The following is a 5,561-nucleotide window of genomic DNA, read 5'->3' on the forward strand; positions in this document are numbered from 1 at the left end:
ATATCTATCGCTCTCTCTGAAGTCAATAGAAGTTTCTTCAATAGATTGTCCACATCGCGCTCGTTATCTTCGTCAATTTCTATAACCCCAATTCCGCCACCAATTCTTTCAGCCGAAAGGATAGATTCCAGAGTTCCCGCAATCGCCTCGCAGAATCCTGCCAATTCGCTTCTATCACCGTAGCCCTTTATGTAGAATGCGAATCGATTCTCGTATGTGTTGAAAAGCATCCGTTCTTCAGTAACATATCTGCCAAGTGAGTCGGCTATCTTCTTTATTAGATCCTGTGTGTAATGAAATCCGTAGGTCGTTGTAAGAGCCTGAATTGAACTCAGATTAATACCAACCATAGCTCTTTTCCCTGTGGCCCGTTTGTTTACTTCACTCTCCAGGAGGGTTTCCAGGTAAGTGCGGTTATACAGCCCGGTCCATCTATCGTGTTCATTGCTGTACCTGAGATCGTCCTCGATCTTCTTTTGGGCTGAAATGTCGATTATTATCCCCTCAAGGGCCTCTATCGCTCCTTGCTCATCGAATATGCCTTCCCCCATCTCCAGAACCCATTTGCGCGTTCCATCCGCAGTCACGATCGGGTACTCCTGCCTGAACGGGCCTCTCTTTTCAAGCGCCTTTTCCCACTCTTCCCAGAGAAACTCACGGTATTCAGGCGCGATCAAATCGTTGAAAGAGAGGTCCCAGTTGTTCGTGAGACTTCCAGGCGAATAGCCTGTCAGCTCAAGACAACCCGATGAGATATACTTCATCGTCCATTCCCGATCGTAATTGCACCTGTACGCCATTCCGGGGATATGAGATAAAAGAACTGATTTGCTGCGCTCGCTTTCTATTAGATCGGCTTCTATCGCCTTTCTTCTGGTGATATCATTAAGTAGAGCTATCTGGCTAAGAGATCCTTCTCCCGGCAGACTTAGGGAGGCCACTTTCATCTCGACCCATACGATCGAACCATCCGGCCTGATATATCTCTTCTCCATTGAATAGTCTTCAATTTCGCCTGATCTAAGCTTTTCGTAGTACTCCAGGTCCTTCTCCAGATCATCGGGATGTGTGATCTTTGCCCAGCCAAGACTTATGAGCTCTTCTCTCGTCCTGCCGGTGATTCTTTCTACCATTGAATTGATCTGTGTATCTAAGTCTTCTATATCATTTGAGGGGTCACTGCCGTAAGAAATCGCGATGCCTATAGGTGCCTGGTCGAAGATAGTATCGAAAGTCACTCTTTGTTCTTGCAGTTTCTGTTCGATCAGCCGCTGGCTTCTTAGCAGTTCAAGATGAACATTGACTCTGACCTTCACAGCGTCAAAACTAATGGGTTTTCTTATGTAATCAACTGCGCCGAGACTCAGGCCTTTGATTGCGTTGTCCAACTCATCGTAGTTTGTCAATATTATCGTACGCAGCCCCTTGTATCTGTCTTCTGACTTCAGGACTTCAAGCACCTCGAATCCGTTCATTCCGGGCATATTCAGGTCAAGTATTATCAGGGCAATATCATCGTTCTCGTTTATCTTCCTAATAGCCTCTAAACCATCGCAAGCGGTAAGAACATCGTATTCGCTCAACATCCGTCCGATAAGAACTCTGTCTGTAGCTGAATCGTCGACAACCAGGATCTTCTCCCTCATAGATCATCCCCCCAAAACAACAGACTAAATGCAGAAGAACAAAAAGGAGGCTTCATATCTGCCTCACGCGCTGCGCATTTACTGAACGGCAATAATCCAATTGAACAAACAGGAAAATACATTATGAGTGGCAAGCACAAGCCCCCGTCTGCTTCCGGCAGCAAACAGATTAATCATGGGGCGGTCTGTCCTCACCTTTGGAAGCCCGGCAGAAAGAGGCGAAGCTTCTGCATCGTGAAGAAGATCCTCTAGGCCGATCATCCTGGCAAATCGGCCTCTCTTGAATTGCGCTCCTAATTCATCTAACTCGTTCGCTTGCATATGTTTCTCCTGATATTTGTGATATTCTTCGGGTGCAGTTGACAGTATTTGAATAATAGCATATGCCCTTTGCCCTGCAATGCTTCCTCACGAGAGTCTGCAATCATCAACCTCACGCAGCAAGAGAGCATCCCACAAATGCGTCCACTCTCGGGTACCTCCTGTCCATAAAAAACTTCGTTCGCTCAACTCCTCAATTGGATGAATCGACAAATGGGTCCGACCTTGTCTAGCAAAGTTAATGCAATGAAAAAGCGGGTCTGTCACGAAAAGAGCTTAATTGTCTTCACAAGATAGTACAATTCATTCTTCTTAATCGAAAGATAATGATTCGCTCTCAGAATTAACTGGTGAAACATTCCTTATTGATATAATCACTACGTCTTATAGATTCTACTAGTAGAGATTCTTCTTTATCTTATTAGCGTGTCTGATATTCGCCCTGGAAGCTTATTGTAAAGGTCATATACGTCCGGTCATTGTGCTTAAGCAACTACGAAACTATCCATCTGGCCTTACTCAAAACCTTAATCTGAGAGAGGCCGTTTAGGTTGGGAGGTGATTAGTTAGCACTACTTCCGCATGCTTTGAAGAGTAGATCTAGTGTATCGAAAAGCTTATCTGTTTGGAACGCGAGAGGAGGAGTAATTATGAAGAGACATGTCCGGTTTGTTCCACTGTTTGTTCTACTATTCGCTATGGTGTTTGGAGTATCTTCGTTTTCTCAGGATTTCACGACCTTTGTGAACATCCCTTTGACGACTTACTTTGCCAGAGTGCAAGCCAACCCCTACTATCAGCTGGTTAACCTTGCTTCGGTTGACTTTGCTGAGAAGAACTTGAAGGGGACTGATTACGAGAATTTGCCGATTATTTCTCGTTCTTCCACAATTGACGCTGGATTTAGAGGCGCGGACAATTTCGCCGATGTGCCTGCGGGACCTATCACAAGTGAAGAGATGCAACACTTGTATCGCTACGCTAACAAGATATCCGCACTGAAACTAAATGGAAAGCAAGTCATCGAATGGCTGGAAGCCTCAGCTGGGAATTTCTTTCAGATTGATCCTGAGGTCACCGACGATCAGATTCTCGTAAATTTTGGATTTGACTGCCACCATTTAGACCAGTTCTGGGGCATAACCTATATCTATGATGTTACAAAGCCTCTTGGAAGTAGAGTAGCTCGCGCAGAGTACAAAGGAGTTCCTCTCTCCGAGGATATGGAGTTCATTGTAATGGTTGACAGCTACAGAGCGAGCGGAGGCGGCGGACTGCCTCATGCAGTTCCCGAGAATGTCGTTCTTGAGTGGGATGTAGACTACAAGACAATGGTTTTCGAGTATCTTGATTCTCTTGGAGGAATCATGCCTGAGTTAGTCATAAACTGGTCGATAAAGCCCGTCGAGACTGCAGGCAGGGTGCTTTTCAAGACAGGTGGGGAATGGGGAACGCCTGTGCTTGAGTACATGGAAGTAGCTGAGGAGTTGGGAATTGAACAAGTAGATCACATTTCGTACGTAGGCACAGATGACGTTTGGGGCCTATTCGAAATTGACTTGTCTAAGGTGAAGACACCTCAGTTCTAATAAGCGTTGTGAAGTCCTGTTTTCAAATTTGCTGTGACTTAGTATTACTGGCACTCGCTCATATTGTATGGTGAGTGCCAGCTCAAAACAGCAGAGGGAGGTAATCATAAATGCCGAAACCAAGAGGCACAAGATACTTATTTCTGACGTTATCATTTGCTATTTTGATTGCTTTGTCTGCATTCTCGCAAGAATTTGCAGCCGATGAGCCCAGACAAATAGTGCTCACTTGGCAGAACGATCCAAGTACAACCATGACAATTACCTGGCGAACCGATATTGAAGGAGAAAGATCGCTTGCATTCTTCTCGACCAACAAGGACCTGGATATTGACGAATACGAGTCGAAAGAGGCAGAGACATATACTTTTGAAGAAACAGCAGCTTGGCTGCATACTCTAGAACTGACTAACCTTCTCCCAGGTGAGACTTACTGGGTAGTTCTGCAGACGGATGACGGTACAAGTGACAAGTTCTGCTTCAGAACAGCTCCCGAGAATCCAAGTGACATCAAGTTTATTGTGGGATCCGACGCACAACATCTGCGTTCACAGATGAGTGTGATTCGAGAAGTTCACCGGAAGGCTGCTGAAGAGGATCCTGATTTCTTCGTTTATTCCGGAGACTTCGTTAATGCTGAGCTGAGCGATTATGAATGGGATCTGTTCTTTGACTTATGGCATGAACTAATGATCACAGACGAAGGCAGAAGAATACCAATAATACCTGCCTTAGGTAATCACGAGGTTGTTGCCGGTTATGGCGGCTCAATAGAAGCAGCAGTCTTCTACTTCAATCGATTCAAGATGCCGGCTCCTTACACTTATCACGTAATTAACTATGGCCCTGAACTGACCATAATATCCCTAGATTCTGGTCACGCGTCTCCGGTAGATGGAGAACAAGTCGCCTGGCTTGAGAAAACTTTGCAGGAAAACCAGGACAGCACATGGACTTTTGCCCATTGTCATGACGGCGGATGGTGGGGGTCCGGAGCAGTCCCAACGAAAGTCAGATGTTTATGGGTTCCTCTCTTCGAAAAGTATGGAGTGGATGTTGTACACAGCGGACATATTCATTCCTACATCAAAACCTGGCCCATCACAGGAATTAGTGAATTAGCAGGAGAAATCGACAATATGATCGAAGAAGGTCTTGAGAGAGCCGGGGAAAACTACGAGCCAGGAAAGAATTACGCTCCGCCCCTTCAGCCGAATCTACTTAAGCTATCTCGAGGAAGCTGGGAGGAACTAGGTTTCGATTCGCTTTCTGCTGGACTCAGAGAGCTGACATACATGCTGTCGCTCTTCGTTATTCAGTCAGGAGAGGCAACAAAGGAGCGCGTATTTGATCAGATAAGTTCGACAAAGTTGTTTGAGAATTTCTGGAAGCCTGTCCTTGATTCAGAATCTTATGAGGACAATGCGTTGATTGACGAAGAGAATGGAGTGTACTACATCGGCGTCGGTGGCCTCGGAGCAGAAATGGGCGGAGGTAGAGACCCCGACAAGTACTGGTGGTTGAAAGAAGCAGGATCTGACCACCATTACTGGCGCATAACAATTGACGCGTCAAACNNAACCAAGTAATCTGGCTAAGGGATTCTCTTGATTTCGAAAAATACCTGATACTATCTCGAATAGAGTTTATTATCTGAGGGCACATTTTGTGCCCTCTTCTGTTGTTAGTTATGAGTAAGGAGAGAAGCCGTGTTGGAACAAATCTTGCAGGAGAAGAACACCAGGATTCAGAATCATAGTCGATAAGTATCGTAATCAGACAATCGTTCTCCAACAAGGAGAGGATTTAGCGGTCAATATGCAAGCAAAGCAAAGGTCTCCAAGATGAGCCTATTGAAATACATTTACTGTATTTCACAGCGATTAGGCAGTCTTCTCGCTTAAGCTTGCAGTGGCGTGTTCCTACAGACAAATCTTATATCTGCTTGCTCCCGTTCCGGATGATGAGCAACCATCCTTTGGTTTCCTGGCGAAGCCAGCCATGC

At 45.5% G+C, this 5,561-nt stretch carries 4 protein-coding genes; 2 read left to right on the forward strand and 2 right to left on the reverse strand.

The window, feature by feature from the left end; genetic code table 11:
• Together B3N33_RS00980 and B3N33_RS00985 are read right to left on the reverse strand one after the other, a co-directional pair.
• On the reverse strand, positions 1 to 1,646 hold a 1,646-nt coding region (locus B3N33_RS00980; protein ID WP_292591862.1), incomplete at its 3' end, for a PAS domain S-box protein.
• Between the two features lie 78 nt (positions 1,647 to 1,724).
• A complete protein-coding gene (locus B3N33_RS00985) occupies positions 1,725 to 1,967 on the reverse strand; it encodes a hypothetical protein (RefSeq protein WP_214079808.1) in 243 nt (80 codons plus the stop codon).
• Positions 1,968 to 2,617: 650 nt separating this feature from the next.
• On the opposite strand from B3N33_RS00985, the gene B3N33_RS00990 reads away from it, so the two are divergent.
• Complete coding sequence (locus B3N33_RS00990) at positions 2,618 to 3,556, forward strand: 5'-nucleotidase C-terminal domain-containing protein (protein ID WP_292591864.1); 939 nt, start codon at positions 2,618 to 2,620, stop codon at positions 3,554 to 3,556.
• A 110-nt stretch (positions 3,557 to 3,666) separates the two neighbouring features.
• Positions 3,667 to 5,145 (forward strand): purple acid phosphatase family protein, encoded by a 1,479-nt coding sequence (locus B3N33_RS00995; protein ID WP_292591866.1) that lies wholly within the window; start codon positions 3,667 to 3,669, stop codon positions 5,143 to 5,145.
• Positions 5,146 to 5,561 lie beyond the last annotated feature (416 nt).

Source organism: Mesotoga sp. UBA5825, from assembly GCF_002432955.1.
Lineage (GTDB): Bacteria > Thermotogota > Thermotogae > Petrotogales > Kosmotogaceae > Mesotoga.

Coding starts and splice junctions, on each gene's coding strand:
- B3N33_RS00985 (WP_214079808.1), bottom strand. CDS start 1,967: ATGCAAGCGAACGAGTTAGATGAATTAGGAGCGCAATTCAAGAGAGGC.
- B3N33_RS00990 (WP_292591864.1), top strand. CDS start 2,618: ATGAAGAGACATGTCCGGTTTGTTCCACTGTTTGTTCTACTATTCGCT.